22 protein-coding genes are annotated in these 24,061 nt (G+C 56.6%); 10 read left to right on the top strand and 12 right to left on the bottom strand.

The window, feature by feature from the left end:
• Positions 1 to 375 precede the first annotated feature (375 nt).
• The 9 genes from Q427_RS33720 to Q427_RS28745 all read left to right on the top strand — a co-directional run bounded on the left by Q427_RS33720 (position 376) and on the right by Q427_RS28745 (position 9,020).
• Positions 376 to 1,128, top strand: coding sequence for a tyrosine-type recombinase/integrase (locus tag Q427_RS33720; RefSeq protein ID WP_231613579.1), 753 nt, complete (start codon positions 376 to 378; stop codon positions 1,126 to 1,128).
• Entirely contained in the window at positions 1,101 to 1,604 is a 504-nt protein-coding gene (locus tag Q427_RS33715; RefSeq protein WP_331280585.1) for a tyrosine-type recombinase/integrase, read from the top strand. Before Q427_RS33720 ends, Q427_RS33715 begins: the two co-directional genes overlap by 28 nt.
• 126 nt (positions 1,605 to 1,730) lie before the next feature.
• Positions 1,731 to 2,138, top strand: coding sequence for a hypothetical protein (locus Q427_RS09455; RefSeq protein WP_043513285.1), 408 nt, complete (start codon positions 1,731 to 1,733; stop codon positions 2,136 to 2,138).
• Positions 2,135 to 2,584, top strand: coding sequence for a hypothetical protein (locus tag Q427_RS09450; protein ID WP_043513283.1), 450 nt, complete (start codon positions 2,135 to 2,137; stop codon positions 2,582 to 2,584). The genes Q427_RS09455 and Q427_RS09450 overlap by 4 nt, the downstream gene beginning before the upstream one ends.
• Complete coding sequence (locus Q427_RS09445; RefSeq protein ID WP_155833510.1) at positions 2,581 to 5,580, top strand: hypothetical protein; 3,000 nt, start codon at positions 2,581 to 2,583, stop codon at positions 5,578 to 5,580. Before Q427_RS09450 ends, Q427_RS09445 begins: the two co-directional genes overlap by 4 nt.
• Complete coding sequence (locus Q427_RS09440) at positions 5,577 to 6,995, top strand: hypothetical protein (protein ID WP_043513279.1); 1,419 nt, start codon at positions 5,577 to 5,579, stop codon at positions 6,993 to 6,995. The genes Q427_RS09445 and Q427_RS09440 overlap by 4 nt, the downstream gene beginning before the upstream one ends.
• On the top strand, positions 6,992 to 7,606 hold the full coding sequence (locus tag Q427_RS09435) for a condensin complex protein MksE (protein WP_043513277.1): 615 nt from the start codon (positions 6,992 to 6,994) through the stop codon (positions 7,604 to 7,606). Before Q427_RS09440 ends, Q427_RS09435 begins: the two co-directional genes overlap by 4 nt.
• 344 nt (positions 7,607 to 7,950) lie before the next feature.
• Complete coding sequence (locus Q427_RS09430) at positions 7,951 to 8,709, top strand: tetratricopeptide repeat protein (RefSeq protein ID WP_051496257.1); 759 nt, start codon at positions 7,951 to 7,953, stop codon at positions 8,707 to 8,709.
• Positions 8,706 to 9,020 (top strand): hypothetical protein, encoded by a 315-nt coding sequence (locus Q427_RS28745; RefSeq protein WP_051496256.1) that lies wholly within the window; start codon positions 8,706 to 8,708, stop codon positions 9,018 to 9,020. Before Q427_RS09430 ends, Q427_RS28745 begins: the two co-directional genes overlap by 4 nt.
• 21 nt (positions 9,021 to 9,041) lie before the next feature.
• On the opposite strand, the gene Q427_RS09425 is transcribed toward Q427_RS28745, so the two are convergent.
• From Q427_RS09425 to Q427_RS31160, 4 genes are all read right to left on the bottom strand, one after another.
• Positions 9,042 to 9,332, bottom strand: coding sequence for a hypothetical protein (locus tag Q427_RS09425; protein WP_043513275.1), 291 nt, complete (start codon positions 9,330 to 9,332; stop codon positions 9,042 to 9,044).
• Positions 9,329 to 9,520 (bottom strand): hypothetical protein, encoded by a 192-nt coding sequence (locus Q427_RS09420; RefSeq protein WP_043513273.1) that lies wholly within the window; start codon positions 9,518 to 9,520, stop codon positions 9,329 to 9,331. Before Q427_RS09420 ends, Q427_RS09425 begins: the two co-directional genes overlap by 4 nt.
• The gene (locus Q427_RS09415; RefSeq protein ID WP_043513272.1) at positions 9,517 to 11,895 is read right to left on the bottom strand and encodes a hypothetical protein; all 2,379 of its coding nucleotides are present in this window, start codon (positions 11,893 to 11,895) and stop codon (positions 9,517 to 9,519) included. Before Q427_RS09415 ends, Q427_RS09420 begins: the two co-directional genes overlap by 4 nt.
• A 316-nt stretch (positions 11,896 to 12,211) precedes the next feature.
• Positions 12,212 to 12,379, bottom strand: a complete 168-nt coding sequence (locus Q427_RS31160) for a hypothetical protein (protein WP_155833509.1) — start codon at positions 12,377 to 12,379, stop codon at positions 12,212 to 12,214.
• 327 nt (positions 12,380 to 12,706) lie between these two features.
• Between Q427_RS31160 and Q427_RS09410 the strand changes: the two genes are divergently transcribed.
• A complete protein-coding gene (locus tag Q427_RS09410; protein WP_155833508.1) occupies positions 12,707 to 14,575 on the top strand; it encodes a hypothetical protein in 1,869 nt (622 codons plus the stop codon).
• Between the two features lie 84 nt (positions 14,576 to 14,659).
• On the opposite strand, the gene Q427_RS31155 is transcribed toward Q427_RS09410, so the two are convergent.
• The 8 genes from Q427_RS31155 to Q427_RS09380 form a co-directional block, all read right to left on the bottom strand.
• Positions 14,660 to 15,532, bottom strand: coding sequence for a hypothetical protein (locus Q427_RS31155; RefSeq protein ID WP_155833507.1), 873 nt, complete (start codon positions 15,530 to 15,532; stop codon positions 14,660 to 14,662).
• Positions 15,533 to 15,618: 86 nt separating this feature from the next.
• Positions 15,619 to 17,661: an ATP-binding protein gene (locus Q427_RS09405; protein ID WP_269321216.1), complete on the bottom strand. Its 2,043-nt coding sequence runs from the start codon at positions 17,659 to 17,661 to the stop codon at positions 15,619 to 15,621.
• Between the two features lie 26 nt (positions 17,662 to 17,687).
• Positions 17,688 to 18,482 carry a DUF499 domain-containing protein gene (locus Q427_RS35225; RefSeq protein ID WP_197030572.1) on the bottom strand — a complete coding sequence of 265 codons (795 nt, stop codon included), beginning with the start codon at positions 18,480 to 18,482 and terminating at the stop codon, positions 17,688 to 17,690.
• A complete protein-coding gene (locus Q427_RS09400) occupies positions 18,482 to 18,907 on the bottom strand; it encodes a hypothetical protein (RefSeq protein ID WP_155833506.1) in 426 nt (141 codons plus the stop codon). The genes Q427_RS35225 and Q427_RS09400 overlap by 1 nt, the downstream gene beginning before the upstream one ends.
• A gap of 5 nt (positions 18,908 to 18,912) precedes the next feature.
• Positions 18,913 to 20,583 (bottom strand): DUF2357 domain-containing protein, encoded by a 1,671-nt coding sequence (locus Q427_RS09395; protein WP_043513269.1) that lies wholly within the window; start codon positions 20,581 to 20,583, stop codon positions 18,913 to 18,915.
• Positions 20,584 to 20,651: 68 nt separating this feature from the next.
• Positions 20,652 to 20,906, bottom strand: coding sequence for a hypothetical protein (locus Q427_RS09390; protein ID WP_043513267.1), 255 nt, complete (start codon positions 20,904 to 20,906; stop codon positions 20,652 to 20,654).
• Positions 20,907 to 20,913: 7 nt separating this feature from the next.
• Positions 20,914 to 23,415 (bottom strand): McrB family protein, encoded by a 2,502-nt coding sequence (locus Q427_RS28740; RefSeq protein ID WP_051496255.1) that lies wholly within the window; start codon positions 23,413 to 23,415, stop codon positions 20,914 to 20,916.
• A 33-nt stretch (positions 23,416 to 23,448) separates the two neighbouring features.
• A complete protein-coding gene (locus Q427_RS09380) occupies positions 23,449 to 23,970 on the bottom strand; it encodes a hypothetical protein (protein WP_043513265.1) in 522 nt (173 codons plus the stop codon).
• Positions 23,971 to 24,061: the final 91 nt, after the last annotated feature.

Here is a 24,061-nt window from a genome sequence, read left to right as displayed (position 1 = left end):
ACCCCGGCATAGACTTCAGTCGTGACATCCAGCTTCGCCAAGCACCCAGGCAAGGGCTGTCGCGGAGATGAGTCAGGCGCTACCGGGTTGTCCAACAGGCTCCGAGACGATTCGGGGAAAACCAAATGGACAGTATGGAGCAGATGTCGTTACGCCCAACAAAGAAAAAGCCGCTGAAATCAGCGGCTTTTTTCGATATTCAGTGGCGGAGGGGGAGTCCGTATTTATGGCATCCAACAACATCCAAAGATAAATACTAAACACTTGATATATTAGTGGTATTTCTTATTTTTTGTCCAGAGAAGGCTAATGCAATCCCGCTGATCACAGATCAAAGGTGTGGGTCAAAGTGTGGGTCAGGTTGTGGTAGGCTGCATGGCATCACGCAGCGGCGCAACGGGGACGCTCATGGGCAAGCTCACCAGCAAGGCGGTACAGAAGCTCGCAAAGGAAGGTAAGAAAGGCATGACCGGGGATGGCCAGGGACTGTACCTGCAGGTCACCGCCGGAGGTTCGGTGAGCTGGATCTACCGGTTCAAGCTGCAGGGTAAGCAGCGCTACATGGGCCTGGGCAGCTTTTCGGAAACGTCCCTCGCGAAAGCTCGCGAACGAGCATCCGACAATCGCAAGCTCGTCAAAAGCGGTATCGACCCCATGGAGGCCGGCATCGCGGTAGAGCAAGCTGAGGATGCAACGCCCTCCTTCACCAGCTGTGCCGCGCGCTACATCATGTCCCACCGCCGCAGCTGGCGGAATGCCAAGCATGCTCGACAGTGGGTCAGCACCCTGAAGACCTATGCGCGGCCGGTGATCGGGGCCAAGCCGGTTGATGAGGTCACCACCCAGGACGTCTTGAAGATCCTGTCACCGATCTGGACCAGCAAGACCGAGACGGCCAAGCGGGTGCAGGGGCGGATAGAGAACGTTCTCGATTACGCTGCGGCGCATAGCTACCGGGACCCCGTCAACCCGGCCCGCTGGCGTGGGCACCTCGACAAGCTGCTGGCCAGGCCATCCCGGGTAAAGAAGGTGACACACCACCCTGCCATGCCTTACGAAGAGGTCGCTGCCTTCATGGCTGAGCTCCAGGCTACACCAGCATCTCCTCCAAGGCACTGCAGTTTCTGATCCTGACAGCGACGCGCACTTCGGAAGTCCTACGCTCGGAGTGGCCGGAGATCGATCTCGACAATGAAACCTGGACGATCCCTGCCGACCGGATGAAGGCACGCCGGGAACATCGAGTGCCCCTGCCCCGGAAAGCGGTGGAGCTGCTGTCCCAACTCCCGCGAGTGAAGGGCAATCCGTATGTCTTCCCTGGAGCTCGCTACGGGCGCCCCCTCTCCAATATGGCCATGCTGCAGCTGATGCGAGGCATGGGCTATGGACTGGACGGCAAGCGTGGTGACTTCGTGCCCCACGGCTTCCGCTCGAGCTTTCGGGATTGGACCGGTGAGGTCACCAGCTACCCCCGCGACGTGGCCGAAATGGCGCTGGCCCACACCATCGAGAACAAGGTGGAAGCGGCCTATCGACGTGGCGACTTGTTTGAGAAGCGGCGGGCAATGATGCAGGAGTGGAGCGACTTTATAACTAGTACTTAATACGTATCACTCTGAATCACCTTCTGCTGTGCCAGGTTTGACCAGATACGGCTACAGCCACCAAGGGTAGTATCAATATAACGTGATACAGTGGTTTCATCATGGGCTCCCGCCAGGGAAGGCTTTATGGCTAGACAACGTCGCATCAGCCGGACGCAGTTCCTGGGATATCTGAAGAAACTGAAGCAAGAAACGCCGGTAGACGAACCAAAACTTCGCCATGCCGCACATCAGTTCGGCCTAGTGATCGACGACCTGCTCGACGGCGCCGAGCGCCAGTATGTTAAACGAGACTTCGTGATCTACACCGGCATCGCCCCCGAGATTATTGACCAGTGGGAAGCCACGATCGATGTGGAGCACGCCTCACCCCGGATCGACCAAGCCGCGCTTGGCAATAGCCACAACGCGCGGGTGAGCGGCGCCATGCTCACGGTGCGCAGCCGGCGCCAACTTCACCCACAGGTCGTACTGATCGATTCTCAAGGCACCATCGACCTGGCGCCGCCCCCCCACCTGCTGAGCGCGCCGTGATCGTAGAGAACCTCGAGAACTTCTTGAACCTCGCCGGCACACTGGCGCTGCTGCATCAATGCGGGCTCGGCTCCGTATGGCAGGAGGCGGACATCCTCTACGGTAGCGGTAACAGTATCACCAACCACTTGCTGACCCCGGTCTTCCAGCAATACCGGGAGATCGGCTGTCTGTTCGACCCTGATCCCGGCGGGATACGCATGTGCGATACCCTCTACCAGCGAGGCAACCTCCCGCCGCTGCACTTCCTCGCCCCCGCCGACTTGCTAGAACGGCTGGCCACCTCGACTCGCTCGATCGACAAGCGACAGCGCGAACAACTGGCCACACACATGCGCCGCTCACCACCCTGCGCCCATGTCGGCGAACTGATTTTCAAGACCGGCAAGCAACTCGAGCAGGAAACCTACCTGATCCCGACACCGCCCCGCACGGAGACCACATGATGAATCTGGGATTTGATACCTTAGACACATTTCGATTCAAACAGCTGGTCTTCGTCAACAGCGCGGCCTTTGCCTATACCCAGATTCGTATCGACCATCACACGGCCCTGTTCGGAGAGAACAACCTGGGCAAGACCTCCATGCTCAACGCCCTCAAGCTGTTCTTTCTTCCTGAGATCAATTTCCGAAACTGCGGTAACAAATTCAACTTCCGGGGCACCAACGGCAAGCTCTATGACGGAATGGCGAGCTTTCGCTACTACTTTCCGGAAGACCGCGCCTTCATCATCCTGGAAGCCGAGAACCCCCATGGCGACTTCTGCATTGTCCTGCATCGTGGCAGCTCCACCGACAAGATGGAGTACGCTCGCATGGTGGTGCCCTGCCCTTACGCAGAGCTCGAACCACTGTTCTGGGATATTGAGGCTGGCACTGATGGCGGAATCGGGTCCCCGGTCGAGAGTATGACCCTGCAGGGAGTGAAGACAGCACTACGGGATATGGGTGGTGAGCCGCTGAGTGATTGGAAGACCATTCAGGAGCGCCTCTTTACCAACCAACCCTACGACAAGAAAGCCGGCCGGTTTAGCCTGCTCCCCCTACGCAATGGTGCTGGCAAGCGAGAGATGGACGCCTGGCGCAAGTTGGTGCACCTCGCCTTCGACATCTCGGCGTCGGACGACCGCACGCTGCCCGACACTCTGGCCACTATCATCGAAGGCCAGAAAAGCCGCAAGCAGGAAGAGCTGAACCTTGACCTCAACGCCATCGTGGAGGAGGCCAACCAACTACGAGAGGAAGGCGATCGCATTACGCGCATCCGCAACGCCTCCAGCCACTGGGAGATATTCAACGAGCAGTTCCAATCCGAGCAGCAGCTACGTGGCCAAGCTGCCAAGGGGTATGCCGATCTGGATGACAGCGTTGCCGTCGAGGAAGAGCGATTGACGGAGGCGCTGGAGACTGCTTCCAACACCCTTACCACCGCCGAGAACCGGGCAGATACCCTCGAGCGCATCAAGCGTGACAGCGGCAGGACCGTTACCGAGACTGCGGCGGACGTCAAGGCGACCGCCAAGCAGACACACAGCCTGCGCACGGAGATCAACGCCGCCAATGCCACCCTGAATGAGTTTCCGGCCGGCACGCCCCGCCAGGAAATCATCGAAGGCCTCGAGGCGCATATCGCCGAGCAGGTCATCGCCATCAAGGGCTATGACAATAAGGCTGTGGCTCAGCAGGAGTATGCCCAGGTCTGCCAGCGCCTGGAGAAGAACTTGCGCAGCGCCAGGCATCTGGATGAACAGCTGGCCAATCGCACTCCCACCCTGCTGGACGACCTCACGGTAGGTGATGCCAGCATTCTCTTCTCGTTGAATAGATCACTGGCAACCACCCATGGGGCACTCACTCCGGAGCAGAAGCAGGCGTTCACTGAGTTCAGCAGACAGTTCCACTCCGAAGATGGTCACTTGGTGTTGGGCCAGCCTCAGGAGCGAATCCCTCTACGAGACATCCCCTACCATGGGTATGACGCCGAGCAGACCCGCCAGACCATGCAGGGCAATTTGGCCAAGTTGAATGACCAGATCGCGCATGACAAGACTCGGTGCGACAAGCTCAGGGAGGAAGCCACTCTGGGCCCGGAAGAGATCGCCAAGCGCCGCAAACTGGCCGAACAAGAAAAGCGTAAGGCCGAGCTGGACAAAAACGCGCTCAACGCCATCGACGCCAACACAGAAAAGCTAGATGCCCTGGAGAGTGAGCTGCTTGAGCTTGGAGCGAAACTGGAGAAGCATCAGCGCCAGCACGAAAAAGCTGAGGCTGACTGGAAGGAAGCCGATGACAAACGTAAGACTCTGCGGCAGGAGCAGAAGGCTCTCCAGAGCCAAGCCCAGCAGGTGAGCCTGATCCGGCAGCGGCTCGACCGCATCGGCAAGGATGCCAACAACGTCCTCGAAGGACGCCACAAGGTGCTGGCACCGACCCCCTGCGAGGTCAGCGAGGCCAATATCGAGGCTCTCGAGCAGGATGTCGATAACCTGAGCGCCCTGCGCAACACGGTGCACGAGCAGCTCCGCAAACTTCTCGCCATGAGCATTTTGCCCAACGCCGATAGCCAGGCTCACCTGATATCCTTCACCGGTGATCAGCTGGCCGATTTCCACGACCAGCTGAAGGCGGTGTTCGACAACCTCGACACCCAGGAGGTCACCTATCGCCATCAGGTCGATCGCCACAATAAAACAACCCACTCCCAGGTCGATATCCTGCGCAGCGCCAAGCAGCTGGTATCCGCCTTCATCAGCGGCATCAATGCGGAGATGGGGCAGTTTTCAATCTCCGACCTCGAGGAGGTGCGGGTGGATTACCGGCTGCACCCGCGCTTCGAGCAGCTCCTGACCGACCTCGAGAAGGCCGACCTCCTTAGCGACGAACTGCAGGACAGCAAGGTCTACGAGCAGCTCAAGGCGTTTCAGGCTGACTTCTTCAACTCCGATGCTCGGCGTACCGGCATCCTGCTAAGCCTCGATAAGATCCTCACCGGCGTGCACTACAAGTACCGTAAACGGGGCGAGGACGGCTGGACGACGAATGCCCAGTCCAACGGCACCACCATGATGATCACCACCAACCTGCTCTCGGTGCTGATGTCGCGCCTGATGGACGGCGATGCCCAGGTGACGATGCCGCTTGTAATGGACGAATTCGGCTCCCTGGCCACCCGCAATATGCGTACTGCTCGCCAAATGGCCGAGCAACATGGCTATTGCCTATTCGTGGCCAACCCCAACCGGGACTCGAAGATCACTCAGGTGCTCAGCAACTACGTCCACCTGGGTCTGTTCCACGCCAGCCGGGCCTATGCCGAGAATCGCACTGTCGTTCACCATGGCCTCTGCGAGTCCCTCACCCAGAAAGGGATGCTCACCGTGCAGGCGACAGACACCGTTAGTGAACGAGCGCCCCTCCCTGAAGAGGAGGCGGATCTATGAACATCAAGTCGCCTTTCGTGCTCAAGCAGATCATCGAGCACCGACAACTCTTCACCCAGCTGGTGGCCTACATCGAGGAGCACGACGGGGACGTGGAGATCCCTTCCCGGCTCTACCGCTCTATCGTGCGCCAGGCCATCAAGGCGGAGGCCGCCCAGGGCAACGACCGGGAGTGCGAGCGCATTCGCTACACTCTTGCTGAAGAGAACTTGCTACGCGAACGGCTGATCATCCGCATTGATTCCGCCCGCGGCACTCTGGTGCTCGCGCCCTTCGTCGTGGACATGCTACGTCACTTCGATGTCGGGCGCATGCGGGGGCTGAGCCAAGCCGAGCTTGAGGATCTGCGTGACGGCCTTAACCAGAGCCTCGCGGCCTTCCAGGAGCTGGCAATCGACCTGGAGAACGACAATTTCACCGATGAGCTGCGCCTGCTCCGGCGGCGGATGCAGGATACCCTTGGCAAGATGCAGGAGAGCGTCGCGGCACTTGAAGCTCAGGGGGGCCATCTGGCGGATCTGGTAGAACAGCAGGACGTAGCGAGCCTCAAGGGCGCGGCGGAAACCCGAAAAGCCCTGGAGCATATAAACCGGATCTACCAGCGCTACATTTTGCCGGCCCTGGAATTCCTCGACCCCAAGACGCGCTTCAAGCAAGGCATCCCGGCGACCACAGCCATCCGCCGCATCGCCAAGCTAGCTGCTGAGAGCGACCACCCGGCACTGAATGAAGAGCTGCAATTCTCGGCCAATGCCATCCAGAGCTACGTCAAAGATATCGACGCCCTGCGCCTATCGCTAGAGCGCTATGTCCGCCAGAATCGGCAGCAGCGCCTGCAGTACGACGCCATAGAGCGCGCGTTCAATGCTATCCGGCTCGCCACTGAGGAACGCCATGACGATAGCTTCCGCAACCTCTACATTCCGCTTCGCCACCCCGCCATCCAGTCACCTGGCACCTTCGCGGGAATCAAGCGGATGCGCTTTGCCCGCCTGGAGTGGCACGACATCGACCACAGAGCCGATATCGAGGAGTTCACTGATAGGCGAATAAAAGAGCTGCGTGCCCTGCTGGACCAGGCTGGGACTGTCACCGTCGACCCGGCGAGAGCGGGACTCTCAGAAGCCGAGCTGCGCGAGCAATTGCGCCAGCACGAGATTCAGGCGCTGCTCGAAGCATGGGCGATTCCTGATGACTGCGAGGATCTTCACGCCTCCCTGCACAACTTCCTCAGCAGCCACCTTGAGGGCTACACCCTCAAGGATCTTCTCGAAGCCCTGGACTGGGTCATGGCACTCCCAGACTTCCAGTTCCACGCCCGCTTCCTCCATCACGAGATTGCCCACGGCGAGCTAGCGCTGTCGTATCACCCCCTCATTCCCCGGGAAGCCCCCGCCAAGGAGACCACCGCATGAGCGACACTCCCTGCACCCAAGAGACACACCCCGGGCGGCCGGTCGTCAATCGTCGCCTGAGCCAGGAAGCCTTTCGCAAGCTGACTGCCGGCCAGGTCATCAACCAGACCCAGTATGTGAACGGCGAGATGGCACCCAACCCGCTGTTCGATGAGCTCTACAAAGAGCGCGACCGTTACTACGTTGAGGCCTACGCCAACATGGGCATGGAGCTGGTACAGCGGCCGGGGTTTTTCTACGTGCGCACCCTCAGCCACTCTCAGGGCGATGACGACAGCCGAGACCAGGAGAGCAGCGGCTCGGTTCGCCAGATTCAAGGGGTATTGCTGGTGCTCGGACGAGGCGTTCAGGAGAAGGGGTACATGTTCGAGGCCATGACGCTGCCCGTGGCAGGCATCTCCCGCGAGGTACTCGAGAGTATCGGTAATGATCCGACCATGGTGCAGATCCTCAAGGCCTGCAAAATGGACCAACCGCTGCCAGAAGCGGTGAAAGTCGCCTTGGTGGACAGAGAGATTGCCTTCTTCAACGACAAGGGCAACTTGGTTCTCGCCGAGGCCGGGAAGGCGTTCTTCGATGATCTGTTTAGCCAAGAGTCGAGTGCTCACTGAAAAGACGTAGTTCTTGGCAGAGGTATGGCGTCTGCGACGGGATCAGCCCCGTCGCGGGCCATGGCGCAGATCAAAATGCCCGAGCAACACCTCGAGGAGGTGCTGCTGACCGACGGCAGTGCCTCTTGTATGCTCGCTTTGCTGCAAAGATGGCCCGGTGCACCCACGCGGGCACTGTTATAGTTCCAGAAGCCAGTGGCTCAAGGGCAATCACCAGTTAGCCATATGGCATAGCCTGTTCCCTGAGCTGGAAGCCGAGGCGCTACGAGCTGCCTCCTCCCCCCCTGCGGGATTCCTTGGTACCATCCCCCGCAACACTCATTCTCCGCTCTGCAGGTGACGCAATGCCCCAAGCCCCCGAAATCTTCAAAAGCAGCCTCGATGACATCAAGCTCGATGGGCTGCCGCCACGAGATGACCCGGGCTTCGAGGACGCGGTCCTGCAGACCATCACCCTTCAGTACGCGGCGAAGGGCTACACAGCGGCGATTGTCGTCCAAGATGGGCATGTTCTCGGGGTGGCCGTGCCCCAGGAGGGCGTCGACCCGAAGCAGTACATCCTGGGCTTGCTAGAACACCGATTCCTGGAGGATGCGCTACCCGCACTCGAGGTCATGGCTGAGATGACCGACGACCCTGAGATTCTTTACAACTACGGTGTCTGCCTGTCCGAGATGAACCGGGTCGAGGAATCGATCGCTCCGCTCCAGGCCTGCGTCAAGGTCGAGCCAGCGTACGCCCATGCTCATGCAGCGTTGGGCTTCTCCTTCATCAAGCTCGGACAGCTGGACAAAGCCGAAAGCGTCCTGCGTGATGCTGCCAAGCAGCACCCGAACGACATGTGGATCAACCGCAACCTCGCTGGCCTGCTCGCCAAGCGTGGCAAGCACGCGGACGCCAAACCGTTCTTCGAGCAGGCGCTGGCTGCCAACCCGCAGGATGTCACCACCCTATACGGGTTGGCACTGAGTCTGGAAGAGATTGGTCCGCAAAACGTCGAGCAGGCCAGCGGCATCTACAAGCGGATCATCGAGCTGGAGCCCTCCTCACCGATTGCGCCGAGGCCAAGAAAGCGCTCAGCCGTCTGGCTCAGGACACTATGAAGTTCAAGGCCGACGGTGGCCTGCGCATGGATGCGGTGATGTACATGACCGGCGCGTTCGAGACGTTCGCGAAGATGGAGCAACAGGAAATTGCCAAGACCGTATTCGAAATTGCCAAACTAGGCGAGAGTGGCCTCTCCATCAACGATCCCGACAAGCGCTACACGCTCAAGTCGCTCGACGGCGACTTCTCCGGTATGCAGCTGCTGTCGATGATGCACGTTGGCTTGAAGAGCATCGATCCATCGTTGGACACCCAATCCGGCCTGGATGCCGAGTACGAAGCCGCCAAGACCATGGCAGGCAAGTAAGTTGCCTGCTGGGCCGGGAGATCACCGTTCCCGGCCACTTCCTAGAATCATACAATGATGCCGCGGCCCAGCCAGGCTCGTGCCACAGCACACAAAGGGGTAAGAGGAGAGCTCGTCGTCCCTGTCACTATCCCTGACGGCGACCTGAGCCTCCTCACGCTGGATCTCGGCGATGGCCGTGCGTATCTCCTGCTCCCGCTCGGCGGCCTCCTCCTGATCCATAGAGTAATCCAGCCCTGTGGCATCATCGTTGCCGATGATCTCCACTCCCCGCAACACCTCCCAGTTGATATGCGATCTGAGTAAAATCATCGCATCCTGTCGGTCCACCCCTTTATGAGCCCGCTCACCCTCTCTTTCGCTCCAGACTCTTTGATACGTTCCGAGGCCTGCCCCCAAAAATTGCCAGCCATGCTTCGTGCCTTGTTGGCGACGTCTTCCATGCGCTCCCTATCGAGCAGGCTGGCAAGGCCGGGACGCTGCTTGATCCGCTCGATCACGGCGCGCAACTCGGTTGGTAGATCGCCGGATGTATACCGCAGATGGCCATCTCACGAAGCGTGTCGGCCAGACGCTGTTCCGGCTGTGGGCGGGCAACCGAATCAAGAGCCTGCAGGCGCCCCTGACATTCGTGAGCGAAGTCGTGGTCGTCCTGCAGTCGCCAACACAGGTAATCACCAGCAAGGTTGGCGGGTGCTGCCTCAAGCTTCGCCTCGAGCTGAGACTGCTTGTGGGTTAATGCCTCCAGCAGCCTGGCCTGGAGTGCATTCAGCTCATGATGAGCCTGTGACTCCCACTCCAGGTGCGCCTGACTCTTGACCTTGTTGCGCAGCAGCTCGGTCACTCTGGACGTCAGCATTTGAGACATCACCGGCGCACCGGCACCGAAAACCCAGGCGCCGGCGGGACCGAACATCATCAAACCGACGCTGGCACCCACTGCGCTGCCGCTTCCTGCCAGTCCCATGCGCACGACCCCATCCAACAAAATCTGCTCAATGGCCTGCTTTCCGGTCAATTTCCCACGCCGGTAGGCGATCAAGCCTCTGGCTGCACTGATCGAGCCAGCAATGCTGATCACACTGGGGTTGAGAATCTCTGCGCCGGCACCCAGGGATTCACGAGTCACCTGCTCCACGAGTTCATTGCTCAGCCCATCGACAAAAAAGACCTTATCGGCCCACTCCTCGGGGATCTGGTCCATCAACTCGGTGTTGGCGATAACCGGGTAGTCATAACGCTGAAAGTGCTCCCGCAGACCGCCCAGGGTGGCATGGAACTTGACCTGGAACTCCTGTCCATCCACCAGAAGATCCCAACCGGGTTCATTGGCGGCATCAGGAAAGCTCACCGTATGGCCTGCCGCCGACAGATCGGCCGCGACAGTCTTCTCGGCTACATACCCCTTGAGCTGGCTGATGCCACCGAGTATCGCCCTGTCGCTGCCATCAAGGATCTGTTCTGATAGTTCGGCAAAGCTCAGGCCAACACCGATATCGTCGACCCGGGAAAAGTCGGCAGCTGCAATGACGGTCGGATCGACCGCGGCGACCGAGTAGAGCACGTCCCCCACAGTGAGTGTTGCCATGGCAGCGGCGGCCTGCCCCTCGCCGCTCTGAGGAGACTCACCCGAAAGTCGGGAGCCGAGAGGTGAAGCGTCTTCGGTGTGCTGCCTCATGGGCTGGGCCATGGCGTTGAGCACTTCATCGAGGGGCAATTCTGTCGAGCGTACAGGAAGCTCTGATAGCCATTTCCACTCGTCGCGATATCGCTGGAGCTCCTTGGTACTGACACCTTCGCCATCTGGCAGGCCAGGTGCCTGAGCGAAACAGCGTCTGGCACCATCAACACCGTAGCCGCCACAGAGCTTGCCCTGCAGGGTCAACATGGCCATGACCCTGGCGGCGACCGCGACCCTAACTTTCTCGTTGGCAGAACGGAAGATCCACCAGCTCCCACCCCCTGCTACCCCGAGAACCGTAATGGGGTTGGACATGACCGAGACGAAGGAGACAAGACCGGGACCGCTGACCCAAGGGATAAAAGCCGAGGCCTGGGCAGCCAGAATGTAGGCAGAGAAACCCGCTGTGCTGACGCTGCCAGAAAAGGTAAGCAGCCCCCCTCCGAGCAGGAGGGTATTGCGCAATGCTGCGTCGTTGCGGCGATTGGCCTGGGTCTCATCGAGAAGACGGTTATGGTCCTCGCCGCTCAGCTCGTTGAGCGACGCGATCGCCTGTCTCAGTATCTCATGGCGCTGGTCTTGGGTCGGCGGCGACGCCTCCTCCATCAGCGCCTGCTCAAGCAATTCGTCAAGGACTGGCATCACCACATCATCCAGCGTAGTGGCGTGCTGGCCCTTGGCGAGCCAGCCACGCTGATGCAACCAGCGTCGTCCAGAGTTAACCAAACCAGGCGGATCCAGCACATGAATCAGTCGGGCGGTCATGTCGTCGGCCAGAAACCCGCAACCACGGAATGTATTTGTCAAGCGCGCAGGTAGCCCTAGGGATACCCTCAGGCGAACCCACAGCAGCAGGCGCAGTGCGTCATCGCTGTAGCTGGACTCCTGCCAGAAGCGTTGCCTCTCGCTAAGCTCCCGGCCACCATCCTCGACCTCGGGTGCCGGTAGTCGAGGCAATGCGTAACGGTCGGAGCCGTCAAGCCATTGCTCGACTTGGTGGCCCAAACTCTTGGCCAGAGCCTCCATGCGCTCGGCCGCCTGGTTGTTGAGCTTTTCGAGACGACGCTGCCACCGACTATCGTCGAAGAGCGCCAGGCAGGTGGCAAGCAACTCACGATTGGCACCGCCGAGCCCCGCTAGAAGGTCGGTTGGCGCAAGGGAAACATCATAATACGTGGGTTGATATTCCTTCATGCGCCTCCGGGCTGGAATCGTAACGAAGTTGAGTATGGCAAAGTAAGAGCTTTGATGCAGGCTGGTCAGCCCTGTATCTGCTCCACACCCACAGTCTTCTCCGCCTCCACCTAGTAACCACTGGCCAGCACCTAGTGACTCCCGGGCCGATGATTCGCCCACTTGTCGCGGTAGAAGCGTGCATCGCGCAGCTGCCGCCCATAGGACGACACCGAGCGCTAGGCTGTTATCGCCAGAGTGAGCTCGCGATCATCACGGCCGACGCCGGCTTGAGCGAGGGCACGCCCTTCTTCCCCTCCGGGTGCTTGTTCTTCATTCACACCGGTACCCCGCTCGACCGGGCCTCGGGATAGGCAGAGAGATACATCTTGATCAGCTGCACCGTCTGCAGCCACTCGGATAGCGACGGCTCGGGCACTACCACCCTATCCTTGCGGCCATGGTGCCACTCGACCATCAGGATCTCGCCGGTGATGGAGTGCACCACCTGCTCCTGGGCAAAACAGTTTACGGCCTCGATGCAAGGCTTCTTGGCAGGACCAACATCTTCATAACGTACCGGTCTTAGCGCCGCGTGAAGCTGGGGTAGTCGGGGTAGGTGGCTTGGTCATGCTGAATTTCTCTCTTTACGGAGTAATCTCAGCATGTATATTACACGGTAGCGCGAAAAAGCAATGTAAGGTTAAATTGAACGCTTGGAATTACTGAGGGGGAGTCGTATCTTGAGGAAGAAATTCAAAGCTCACCCTTAACCTAAGCTCGAGACCGAGACCGAGACCGAGACCGAGACCGAGACCGAGACCGAGAATAAATGATAACCAAACACTGCATAACTGGCTCCATAATTTCATGTGGCCGGTTTGATGATATTGTTCCACACCTTGGGAATGCAGAAAGTGCTGCCCCTATGTTGAGGCGTATCGCATCAACACCTCCATCAGAAGCCACTGAAAATCAGTTCACGCTAATAGCAGTCGACGGTAATAGAATTTATTATAATAGAAAGTGGCACGATGCAAGGGACTTCTTGCTCAGCCTGCCAAAGGAAAATAGAAACAGTATTTTCGTATTGACACAAAAAGAAAAATATCAACTTATAGAGATGGAGGTTGAGACAAACTCAAAAATTTATTCATTTGAAAAAAACTTTCCTATTTTTAAAAATGCAAAACTATTCCATATCCCTGAAAAAAGGGTGGAGTATATGAAAAATAGGATTTCCTGGCTTAGAAAAAAAGGAATTAAAGATAAATCTTTGGGACGACACACTTCAAAAAAAAATCTCTACCATATTGCTAGAAAAGTTCGCTTCAAGAACTCTCTTGATCACTGGTTTGCACTAACGAGCCAGGCAGGGATACAGGAAGTATTCAAGACTATTGAAAATAGGGAAGAACGAGTGGTTGTCGCTCTGGACTATAATTCAATGTATCCATCATGCATGGAAGGTGATTTTGCCGAGCCTCGGGGCCTTAAATATAGGACTTTTGATGACCATTTCTGTGATTTAAAAAAACTTCATCATGGAATATACAGAGTCGTACTGAAAGGCTGCAAAAACAATTTTTTCAGGAACTTTCACCCGCTCAAGTTCACGAAATCAAATAGATCATTCCTGTTCAAGCTAGATGAGAAAGATAGCATAGAAACAATTCTCCACAAGAATGAACTAGTTGCTTACAGCAAGTATTTTTCAGAAGTCAAAGTTATTGATGGCATAGAAAGCAAAACAACTATACGACACCCTCTTTTCAATAAGGCAAAACGGCTTTATGCGGAAAAAAACAACTTACAAAAGCAGAATCACGGCCATTATAAAAAACTAGTAGCCCATGAGCTTCAGACACTATATAGCGCATCATCCAGAAAAAAATATTGCACATTAAATTTTAACAACTACCTAGAGATCATAGAACAAATAAAGAAAAGTTTATTCATTGATCTTAGCGAATGCCCTGACCTTGAGTCAGCGAAGAAAATACTAAACAGCAAGTATATAAAGACGCGTGAATCAAAGGGGAGAATAAAAATCTCCCACGTAGACTTTCAGTCTGACTATAACATTCATTCCCTGACCAGCCAAGTAGTATCCAATGCTCGCGTCAAAATGATAAAGACATTAGAATACATCTTGGAATTTGAAGGCTCAGAGATTTGCTATACGAACACTGACTCGATACATGTCTCCATTGAGAAACGGATGCTTCAGGATTTCTTTAATTACTTATCGCCTTATATTTCTCAAAGAATGGGAGATTTAAAAGTCGAATGTGTTGCTGATCAGGGGTTCTGGTTTGATACCGGAAGATACTGGCTAAAAAACAACAATTCCATTGCGCTCTACAAAAATAAGATTTTCAACACCATAAGAAACAAAGATGCATACAAAAGGCATACGAAAATAAAAAGAATTCATAACGCACAAGCCTTTTCTTACGTCACAGAGCATTCGCTTGTGATGGAAAACTCATTTACTTATTCAAAAAGAATTTGCAGAGAAAACAAAATTGACCATGCCGACCTAGTAAGGTATGATTTTGAGGAGATTAAAAACCTCATAGTAGCTGGCGAAACCTATAGAAAAGAAGAGTTGCTTTCAAGAGAGTGGCTCATTGAGCTTTTCAACAGGGTTGCTACCAATCAAGTGCTTCGCACGAGGCCTTCGGCCCTGAAATACTAGAGAGGGAATTACTATATCTCTCTTGGCCGCTTCAGAAATCTTGCTTCGCCCAATATTTCTGAAGCACCGAAGAACTATATAGCATCAACAGAAAATATACTCACGAACTATGCTCTCTCTCGCCTCCCCTTCTCCTATCAAGCATATATCGAAATTTTCAATTTTCGATACAGCACTTCTCACTATTGAAGGCGCATAATAAGCAACATGCCTAAGATGTCGCACCTTCCATTTAGGGTAAAAATTTTTGCCAGATTTAAAAACCAGGCCAGCTGACATTCCATGCTCAGCATATCGCTCCTCTTCTTCAGCATCCTGAGCGCACATCCTCATTACATCTCTGACATAAACAGCATCTTTATTAAGGATGTCAGCTATACTAATATGCAACCTCGCTGCAGACAAAAGATTACGCATATGCTTGGTAGGAAGTTTTTGTGCTGCACCCTTCCCAAAGGACTGGTCGACCTTATCCCATATGAACCGTTGTAGGCCGCTCACTCGCTGATACGGCGTCTGAGGTAAAGGGGAGTCTAGCGCCCAGCCAGAAGCAAAATCTATACTTTTAACCACTTCACTGGAAAGAGGAATTCTTGCAACCTTCCCCAACATACCCTTTATTAAAACAGAAAGGCAATCACTTTTTAAAACCAGTTCTGAATACGCATCAGGAAGACCTTCTTTTTTCGAAAATCTTCGAATTATAGCACCGACATTCTCCTCAAGAATAAACTTTATAGCACAACTCCTAAAACTCTCGAAATCGGGATTTCCCCCTCCAATTTTAATAATTTTTCCAAGCCGAACTTGCTGGGCTGGGCTGAGCTCTTCTTGATGATCAACTTCTTCTTCACTTAATCCTTCATCATCACACTTTCCAGACACAAGGCCAGGTATACCGGACGCGATTTCCAAGTCAGTATAAAGGTTGGCCATCGAATAATTATCAAAGCTCATGACCGTGACCTCCAAGAAATAAGTATAATGCACTTCTAGATCTGCCTGGCAGGCATACCGCCTAGCCAGGCAAGTTACTACTTTCCCTACTCCCCCTCAAACTCCGAACTGCTGAATTTCAGCACGTTGCAGTTTTCCTTGATAGTCCTCTGCAGGGCTTCATCAAAGCCATCGGCACTCGTGGCCTCAATTTCCACTGAAATCTTCACCTCGACGCCGGTTCGCAGGTTGAACTGCTCGACTATCTCATCCGCCAGGGTCGCGAAATCCATCTTGGCCTTGACCGGGTCAAGGCCGACAGTGCCGTAGAAGTGCTTCTTGATTGCACTGGTAGCCTCCACCATAGATGCCTCGCCTGCTGAGCCCCCCATGGGGGCAGAAGCCCCACCCGAAGTTGTCGTCGCGCCGGCTTCGCCACCTCCCCCTACGTGAGGAAGGTCGCCGATACTTGCCGCTTGCTCCCTGGCGCGTTGGGCGGCTTCAGCTGACCGCTTGTCGCGATAGGCTTTTGCCGCTTCACGCTCGATGATGAGCGCCTCGCTATCCAAGCCACCGATGTTGCCCTGCCCAAAGGTAAAGCCAAGGTAAGTATCTCCCTCCTTGCCAGAGGCATAGCCAAAGAAGTCCTCTGAGGCGACACCTTGGTTCATGGCGTTCTTGAACACGCTGTCATTCACCAGGCGCGGTAGATAGAGGTAGTGGCAACTGTCCTGCCAGACCTTGAGGGCGCTGATCTCAGTCAGACCGTCCTTGAAGTACCACTGAGACAATATGTTGCGCAGGAAAATCGGCGACCATTCATAGATCAGCCACTCCTCCTCTCGCAGTTTATTCTCGATGGTCTCGACCAGGTTCGACGTGGTGGTTGAGATTTGAACCACCTCCCAATCCAGTGTGGGCTTGCCTTTGACGAACTCCTCCACCGGGGCCATCAACCACTTGTAGGTCTCGCGAATCAGCTGTGAGAGCGATGAGTCTGCTGAGTCACGGCTCTGCTTAGCCTGTCGCAAATGTGCAAGATCCTGGTTGAGAGCCCCGGTATCGATGTCCTCAACTATAGATTTCCAGGCCAGGAAAGTACGCCCTTGATCTTTCAAACGGCTTACGACATCGAAGTCTGCAGCTAAGAAGATGAGGCGGTTCTGTTTCTGCCGAGGCTGCTCCCCGCGGTTGCGCAGGATCTCCTCGGCGACTTTATATGCCTGGTTGGTCTCGGTACGGCTGTATGCGGCATTGGTAGGCAACACCACGAGCCGAGGCCCTGATCCGTATTCGTCCGGCACATCTCCCGACTGATTGAAAACGTGTATACCGGCAAAGTGGTGATTTCGCCCCATCAGCCGAGTGGTGCGCTCCTTTAGCAGCGGTATCAGCGCATCAGGGTCGCTGATGTTCTGCTTGCGGCTCTCCATCTCACGGCGCAGGTTGGGTTTGGTATCGAACCAGAAACGGTCCTGCTCAGAATAGAGGTAGTGGAGCCGGTCACGCAGGCGCTTGAGCACGTCTTCGAAGATGCCGATCGACTGTCCGGGCTGAACGGTCCCCAGCAGAATGCGCTCTTGCTTGATGCCACGAGCCGCCTGGCTACTACCAGAGGCCGCGCTGCCCAGGAAGATGGTACGTGCCGCTCGCCTAGCTGCCTGCACACCACCGAACAGTGCTATCTGGCTATCTAGGTCCAGGGCGGCAGAACGCGGTCCATCCACCTCACGTTCGATGACCGGTTGCCAACCCTGAGGGAGGTAGTGAATGCTCTTATCGCGAACGCTGCTATCTTCCAGCGGCAGAGAACCCGGCATGATTAGCGCATCGCGGTTTCCCGATACCCAAAGGTTGTGGATCACAATCGCCATGTACTGCAGCACGCCGCGGGTACGCTGGAATTTGTCCAGTGTCGACCAGTCCTCATAGAGGCGGTCGAACACCTCCGGATGAATCGGGTAGGACCGGCACAGCCGCTCAAAATACTCGTTGGATTGGGTCTCAGTAGGAAATTTCTCCGCATGTTGCCGGTAGAAGTCCGAGAACTGGCGGCTAATCTCCTCCACCTCTGCCCGGTCACCGGCATTCTCAAAAAGCCGGCGGCGGACGATCTCGAAGGCCTCCTCGGTGGCCACTGGCTTCCACACCGACTCTACGCGTCCGAAATACTTCTCTAGGGCGGTGAGGGTCTGCTGACCATGGTGCCGCCCACCTCCAGCTCCGACTCTGGTAGCGAGGCAAGCAGGATGGCGTTGGGTACCGCCTTCATTGCTTCGGTCAGCGCTTGGATAAAGCTGATGTTGCTGTCGTAGGTGCCAGCCGAGTAAGACTTGCCCAGCTCAAACTGGCGGATGTACGCCAGCAGCTCATCGACCAGAATGACGCAGGGCGCAGCTTTCTGCAGCAGCTCCACTAGCACCTGCTTGCCCGGTGATGTCCCCTGTTCGTGGGATTCTTTGACCATGGCCAGGCCATCATCACCCAACAGCTGCCAGGCAAGCTCCCCCCACAGGGTGGTCACCTTCTGACCTTCCTTCTTCACCGACTGCTGGCTCGGTGCCATGTTGATGCCGTCAATCACAGCAACACGCGCGCTCGGCAGCTCATGGATCCCGGCCTCATCCAGTACCGGAGGAATGCCGTGCAGCTTGTCGGTGGAGGTCTTCCGCGACGCCAAGTGGTAGACCGCCAACATGGTGTGGGTCTTGCCACCACCGAAAGCCGTCTGCAGCTGGATCACCGGGTCGCCGCCCTGACCGACAAGGCGCTGAGCCACCGAGATCAGCAGTAACCGCATGCCCTCGGTGATATAGGTGCGTGAGAAAAATTTCTCCGCGTCCTGATACTCCTCCGGTGCCGTACCGGTCGCCACCTGGGTGATATCCGCAGCGAACTCCGACTGCTTGAAGGTACCTCCCAGCACATCTTTGTGTGGCGTAGCGATATCCCGCCAGGCTTTCAATGACATTACGACGACTCCACGTCTGGTACTGCGATGAATTCGAGTTCACTCTCTAGCTGGCCAGTGAGTGGATCGGTAAACCGTTTCCTGTGAACACGCACCACCGGGTAGCGTGTCTTCTTGGTCTTCCATTCGATGAATTGCTCCCAGCTCTTGATGAACTGCAGCTGAGGCTCTTGCTCTTCAAGCGCCACCTCCAGGCCCAGCCGGGTTATGAAGTAGCGCCCCGTGCGATTACCCTTCATCTGCCCGCCAGAGCGCATGCTGACGCGCTGGATTGGTCCAAGCCGGTAGACGTAGTAGGGCTGACCGGGCCTGCTCGGTGCCCAACTGGTGCCTGTATTCTTGAGCTCCTCACCAAGCAGCACCTCGACGCCCACCACATCAGCCCAGCCAATGATGAAGCGGCTGGACTGGTCATAGAGCGCCACCGCCTTCACCTCATGCAGCGGATAACGCGCTGATGCCGGGCGTTGGGTGTAGTAGACCTGATGGTCGAAATGGTACTGCAGTCGTGCCTCTCGCTGCCGGGAAGGGATGAGCCCACCATCACCAGATCCTTGCTGGACTGCCGGCGCTGCTGATAGACCCGATCATCGTAACGGTAGAGCGACTCTGTGATCACCTCACCCGGCTGCTCGAACAGGCTATCCAAATACTGGCGGAACAGGGTGTTCTTCCTTGTTCTGCCGGGCTGGAGTGGTATCGCACCGATGTTCACCTTATCGATACTCTGGTAGAAGGGATGATGAATAAACTCCTCCTCATCCTCGGGATAAGGGAACAGGATCACGCCGCCAATGCTCTTGTTTGCCATTTTGACAGTTTGATTCCTCTCCGCTTTATCCTCCCAAAGAATCGCGTCACGGTATCGGTGCAACTGAGCGATGGTGTCCAGGGGCGGACCATAAGGAGTGGAGGCTGATGGGTAGCCGCTCGACTCGCGGTCGAAGCGGTACTTGGCATCCATGACCACCTTAAACGACTTCTTGTCCCCGTCCTTGCCGAAGCCCTTACGGGAGAACTCGATGAACTGGTCGGGCCGCTGATCGAAGGTGTACGTATAGGGAACACGCTGGAACGACCGATTGAAATAGATCGAGATATCGTCCCCGGTACCACGCTGTACGAAATTGACGGCTGAGCGTTTGCCCTTCTTCAGGTTCACCTTGAAGCGGTGGTGCTCCAGCTTGACGATGTCGTTGCTGGCCAGGTCGTACTTGGGGTTCTCGCGCAGCAGCCTGACGGTCTTCAGGAAGCACCAGTACTCGTAGATCGTGGCGATATCCTTGTAGTCCATCTTGAACAACGGGTGCTCGGCCATAGTCAGGCCTTTTCGCAGCAGCAGAAAGCGGTGGTAGAACTCCTTGTACCCCGGCGCCATCGTCAGCGTGGTCGAGAAGAACATCTGATGATTGAAGGCCCCGACCTCACCAAGCACAGGCCCTCTCAGACGACGCCTCAGGTGTGATTTGCTTCGCTCCAGCGCTTCTACTTCCAACTGGACTCGTTGGCTGTTCAGCCCGAGCTGACCGATCAGATGGCGCACGGTGCGCTGAATCTGGCGCAGGATGTCGGTGATCGCCCAGGCCACGAAGCGGTTTTCCTGGGTGTCGTAGCTGATGCGCTTGTGCTGTTCCCTCAGGTGGGAGAGCCGCACGCCCGGCGCAACCTCAAGCCCACCGCCCCGGCAGTAGCGGTCTGGTCGCTGTGTGGCCGCCTTGATCGCCTGCGGTGTCGCTCTCTTCACGCGGTGGATCGGCTTGACCTGGGACTCCTTACGCAGCTCTGACTTGGGTGAGCGCAGCAACGTGTCCAGACTTTGCTCTAGGCTTCGGTAGAGCACCTTGAATAGGTTAAGCCATTCGGACGTCAGCTGGTGGTACGTGGAGCGCGGCCGGGTCGAGGCAAAGGTCTTGGTAAAGGCATCGAACGCGAGGGAGTAAAGGATCTCGGTGATCTCATCCAGCATTGCTGGAAAATCATCCTTGTAGTCCAGCTTTTGCGGAAACACCTCGCTGTCCAGCGCGAACAGCACTTTAGCTTTGGCGTCACGCACCTCGAAGCGCGTCAGCCCCACGCTGTTCTCCAGATTGGTGGAGCCCATCAGGCGGACCTGGCCGTGCAGAGATCTGGATTTGACCCGGTCTTGAGGCGCATCGTTAACAAACAGCCTCAATGGTGGCTGGAATTGGCACCCCTCGCCCGGTTCAAACAGCCACTCCAGCGCTGCCACTCGAAGAACAGCGGAGCCTCTAGGCTTCCTTCTTCCAGCTCCGAGTCTTCAAGACTCAGGCTCAAGCCGTAGGCCTTGAATCGTGCTCGCTGTTCGTGATGCCGCTGTGCCAGAATCGCCCGCGGCAACGTCACCTCGCTGACCGAAAGGTGGCAAATAGTGCCGTCGGGGTGATCGAAACAGAGCGCCGTCATATCTTCATCACAGCCAGTAAGAGGTAAAGCCGTCGTCATGGAAGCGCTGCAGCATGAACAGCAGCTTCTTGACGCTCCGCGGGTAGCGGCTTTCACTCGGGGTGATCTCTTTCTCGATGCTGCTGTACTCGGCCTCATCGTCGAGAGGCTTGTTTGCAAGCAGCCCCAGCAAGCGTATCAGCACCTTGAGCACGCTCAGCGAGCTGCCCTGGATGCGCGGCAGCACCTTCTGCATCAGTTGGAAGTCCATGGCCGCCTCGATGCTGAAGCCATCGAGGCTCTCCAGCCCATCCTCGCGATGGAGGGTCAAATAAAACGCCACTTCATCACGCACACGGTAGCCGAAGTGCAACCCGGCCGGCTCGAGAATCTCGTTGACCCGCATGAGCAGTGCCACCGGGTCGGCAAGCGCTCGCTTGTGCGTGTCATTCAAGTCGATGGAGTTGAGGTATGGCGCTTTCAGCGCATCGGCGTAGATCCCATTAACCGTCATAACACCCTTTTCCGGGCTCACCCACGCCAAGTCGATATCATTCATCTCGATGGCGTTGGCTCGATCCAGCACCTTGCGGCTGAACGCATGGGTGGTTTCATCCATGTTCACCGTACCCACCACCATCAGGTTTTGCGGCAGGTACACCGGACGACCGCCGTTCACGTCTGCGCGGCTGATCAGCGGCTCAGTGACAATAACCTCGTCGTTGTCGCGCTCACGCGTCTCGATAAAGCTAAGAAACTCGGAGAAGTAGTGCTCGACCCGAGCGAGGTTCATCTCATCCAGGATAACGAAGTAGAGCTCATCGGGGTGCTCGATGGCGCGAGCCATCACGTCCAGCAGTGGCTTAGTCTCGAATTTTCCCTGGATGTTGGCATAGCCAATTAGATCCGAGCTATCGGACCAGTCGGGACGGACGGCAATCAACACACAATGATCGGAGTCCCCGTAGCCAATGGCCTTAGCGAACTGTCGCACCAGCTGAGTTTTGCCGGTACCCGAAATGCCAGCCAACATCGCCAACGGCTTGGTGCGCATGCAGAGATAGAAGTTGGCCACCTCCGGCAGCGTGTAATGGAATCCCTGGCTGGCCATATAGGCCTTCACCCTGGGCAACCACTCTCTTGCCGGCGTTTCGGTCACGCCGACAGGCAGGCGACGCTCCTCGACATCGACCGAAGGAGTCGGATCGATGTCTTCATTCATCTGTTCAAGTTCTGGCAACCAGCGCTGAATCTCGTCAGGCAGAGACAGAGTATGTCCCTCGAGCAGAATCGCCAGTGCCTCCCAGGTAAACTCGAACAGGTAGCCCTGGTTGCCCGTGCCGTCCCGGTTGTAGGGTCCGCGGACATCGGCCAAGGCTTTCTGTAGCTGGGCCTTCTTCTGCCGAATGACGTCCAGGGATACCGGCTCTTTCAGCTGAACCAGCACCTCGAGCTCGACTCGGTGACCGTCACCGCGCCACTCATTGTCGACGTCATCTGGCTGCTGGGCGACGAACGGCATCGAGCTCGCCCGGGAGATAGCTTGCACCCCACCTGCAGCGTGGTGAACAATGAAATCGCCAGGCTTAACGTCGCCAACGGCTTTCCAGTGATTGAAGGAGCGGCCGCCTTTCCCCTCCAGCGGCGCCCAGAGGTAGGCTAGGCCCTGCTGAGGTGTGAAGGTCTTGCCCTGCATCACATACCACACGCGGGGCTCGTGATGCTGCTCAGGCTCCTCGTGATCGACCACATAGCTGCGCAGTGCCTGATAACAGGTCTGCAGTTGAAGGACGATCTCTTCCTCTCGTGCAAAAACCTCGAGTAGCAAATTCACGCGCTCAAGGTTGTTTCTCGCGGCTCCGGCGCCCACCTCAGGCCCAGAAATGTATGAATGCTCTCCGCTGCCAAAGGTTTTCCACTGCCAGCCGGCTGGCGGGTGCTGGAACGATCTAACCTCCACGCAGACAAACTCGGGATACTCACCGCTGACTTCAAACATTTCGCCCTGGTGGGTAAAACGACTGACATGGCTTTCCTGATCGTACTCGGCTCGGATCAAGGTATCCTGAACGTAACCGAACAGTGCCCTGGAAGCGCTGTTGTTGACCACGAAGACCGGCGCGCCCTGGTTCAGGCGAGAGAACTTTTCGCGATTCCAGTAGAAGCGGTTCTGGTTGGCGGAAAATAGGCGCTTGAAATTCTCCTGCACCAGAGGCGGTTTTTTTACCTCATAGACCATCACCGTCAGATTGGTATCACCGATCTGGCGCGGGTTGCTGACCACGGTAAACTCGAGCTCTTCAAGCGCATCGACAAAAGCCTCGTGGAGCGCCTGCTCCAAGTGCTCAGGGTCCACTTGGTGCTGCTTAGTGTACGACAGCGCTTCCGCGACCAGCTGCTTGGGATCAAAGCGACGGCCCTGATAGAGGCATGAAAAGCGCTCACCAGGCGGTATGCGCTGGCCAAGGGCATCGATGGTGCGGATTACATCGCTGCGTGTAAGCTGTGGTATCGCCTGCTCAATGCTCATGCCGTTCCTCGCTACCACTCCGTGATGTAACACTCATCTTGCCACTCCAGCGACCGTCCAAGGCATGTCAGCATCCAGGGTGGACTGGTCGACGACCCTGGGATGCGAATCGACGGCCTTGAGCCGCTGCTTCAGCTTGAGCAGCACATCATCGGGATCAACCGCGCGCGGGAACAGCCTTGATGGGTTGCGGGGCTGCTCCAGATGCAGCACCACCCTCAGCCTTGAGCGACCAAGTGCTTGCCGAGCCATCCGTTGCTCCTCTGCCTCGTTGGCATTGCAACTGGCCGCCACCAGCCCGGCGAGGGTGTCACGTACCTTGCCGGCAACTTCATCGCCTAGATCGACCAGCTTCGTGCGACGATGCCGCCGGTAGTCCTTTACCTCGATCAACCAGAGATGGTCGCCATCAAGACAGACGAAATCGATGGCCTTGGTGCCACCGCAGACCGCATTAAACTGGTTGCGATAGAAGGACCATTCGTCATATTGCGAGGGCTCTACCCCATCCGCGAAGGTGAAGGCGAGTTGCTGTTCCGTCAGCGTGGTCGTCATGCCAGCTCCAAATAGCGATCCGATTGGGCAAGCTCTTCGTCCAGCAGGACCAGCGTCTGCAGATCGTCCACGCGGCTGCCCTGTTCCACCT

The organism is Halomonas sp. BC04 (assembly GCF_000568385.1).
Note: the sequence above shows the minus strand (reverse complement) of the source record. Positions and strands in the feature narration are given on the sequence as shown.

Bases quoted from the DNA above. Each gene is read 5' to 3' on its own strand.
- Q427_RS31155 (WP_155833507.1), bottom strand. From the start codon at position 15,532: ATGAGCTTTGATAATTATTCGATGGCCAACCTTTATACTGACTTGGAA.
- Q427_RS09435 (WP_043513277.1), top strand. From the start codon at position 6,992: ATGAGCGACACTCCCTGCACCCAAGAGACACACCCCGGGCGGCCGGTC.
- Q427_RS28740 (WP_051496255.1), bottom strand. From the start codon at position 23,415: ATGAGCATTGAGCAGGCGATACCACAGCTTACACGCAGCGATGTAATC.
- Q427_RS09395 (WP_043513269.1), bottom strand. From the start codon at position 20,583: ATGGGCTCCACCAATCTGGAGAACAGCGTGGGGCTGACGCGCTTCGAG.
- Q427_RS09440 (WP_043513279.1), top strand. From the start codon at position 5,577: ATGAACATCAAGTCGCCTTTCGTGCTCAAGCAGATCATCGAGCACCGA.
- Q427_RS33720 (WP_231613579.1), top strand. From the start codon at position 376: ATGGCATCACGCAGCGGCGCAACGGGGACGCTCATGGGCAAGCTCACC.
- Q427_RS09415 (WP_043513272.1), bottom strand. From the start codon at position 11,895: ATGAAGGAATATCAACCCACGTATTATGATGTTTCCCTTGCGCCAACC.
- Q427_RS09390 (WP_043513267.1), bottom strand. From the start codon at position 20,906: ATGACGGCGCTCTGTTTCGATCACCCCGACGGCACTATTTGCCACCTT.
- Q427_RS28745 (WP_051496256.1), top strand. From the start codon at position 8,706: ATGAAGTTCAAGGCCGACGGTGGCCTGCGCATGGATGCGGTGATGTAC.
- Q427_RS09455 (WP_043513285.1), top strand. From the start codon at position 1,731: ATGGCTAGACAACGTCGCATCAGCCGGACGCAGTTCCTGGGATATCTG.
- Q427_RS09380 (WP_043513265.1), bottom strand. From the start codon at position 23,970: ATGACGACCACGCTGACGGAACAGCAACTCGCCTTCACCTTCGCGGAT.
- Q427_RS09430 (WP_051496257.1), top strand. From the start codon at position 7,951: ATGCCCCAAGCCCCCGAAATCTTCAAAAGCAGCCTCGATGACATCAAG.
- Q427_RS09410 (WP_155833508.1), top strand. From the start codon at position 12,707: ATGATAACCAAACACTGCATAACTGGCTCCATAATTTCATGTGGCCGG.
- Q427_RS09445 (WP_155833510.1), top strand. From the start codon at position 2,581: ATGATGAATCTGGGATTTGATACCTTAGACACATTTCGATTCAAACAG.
- Q427_RS35225 (WP_197030572.1), bottom strand. From the start codon at position 18,482: ATGTCATTGAAAGCCTGGCGGGATATCGCTACGCCACACAAAGATGTG.
- Q427_RS09425 (WP_043513275.1), bottom strand. From the start codon at position 9,332: ATGATTTTACTCAGATCGCATATCAACTGGGAGGTGTTGCGGGGAGTG.